The organism is Mesorhizobium sp. M2A.F.Ca.ET.039.01.1.1 (genome assembly GCF_003998035.1).
GTDB lineage: Bacteria > Pseudomonadota > Alphaproteobacteria > Rhizobiales > Rhizobiaceae > Mesorhizobium.
This window is the reverse complement of the sequence record NZ_RZRY01001312.1, coordinates 1-923: the sequence shown is the minus strand read 5'-3', so window position 1 is coordinate 923 and position 923 is coordinate 1. Positions and strand designations below refer to the sequence as shown.

Below are 923 nucleotides of genomic sequence, written 5' to 3'. Positions count from 1 at the left end.
GTGGAGACGAGCGGACGCGACAGGACGAGCTCGACCAGATACGGCAATTTCGAACTGACACGACGCTCACGCAGCCGCCGTTCCATCTGGCTTTTCGCCAGCATCAGCCGATCGTGCTCCTTCAATCCAGTCAGCGCTGCTTCCCGGATGGCGTCGACAAACGCGAACAATCGGTCGCTTCGACTCCGCGCCCGCCGCCGCTCCCTCGGAATGTTCTTGGCGCCGAGATGCAGGCACGCGAGATGGCCCGCGGCGAGCCCTTCTTGCCGCAGCAGCGCGGCCACGAGCAGCGGCCCGAGCCAGGCGGCATGCTGCAGCACCTCAATCTCGGACCAGGCATCAAGCAGGATCGCCGCGCGCAGGACGGCTGGCAGCTCCCGTGTGCCCGCGAGCACCTCCTGCCATTCAGCCAGGCGCGCATCCTCATCCCAGTCGAGATCGTAGACAAGCGCTGGGCGAGCAGGCTGCGAGACCGTCTCTTTTCGGGCTTGCACCGCCCCACCGTCCAGCACCTTGGTGGTCCGTTCGAGCACCGCGTCGATTGCCGCTAACTCTTGCGCTAACGGATCCGGCTCGTCCGTGTCGATCGGCTCGTCAGCGCCAGGTGCTGGCACAGAAATTCCCTCCCCTTCCCGACCACTTTCGGCCGCCATCTCCATGCCACGACCGGTGAGGTGACGAAGACCATCGCGGCCGAGCGCCCAGTCAGGCGCGCGGGCAATGATTTGCCGTCTGGCGCGAAGGACCGCGTGCGCGCGCGTGAGCTCGTGGGTCGGCGCGCGGATATCCATGTGGGCATCATGCAGAACCAGGTCCTCGACATGAACGAGCTCGCCTTCCAGCCAGAGCGCGCCCGCGGCGTCGGCAAAGTTCTGGCGTTCGATCCAGCCGTCGCGAACGCTCGAGTGGGCCAGGCGCTCGTC

General features: G+C 66.4%; 1 protein-coding gene. It reads right to left on the bottom strand.

Features of this window, described 5'->3' with window-relative positions:
• The coding region (locus tag EOA24_RS39525) for an RHE_PE00001 family protein (RefSeq protein ID WP_281059945.1) at positions 1 to 884 on the bottom strand (884 nt) is incomplete at its 3' end.
• Between the last annotated feature and the right edge of the window lie 39 nt (positions 885 to 923).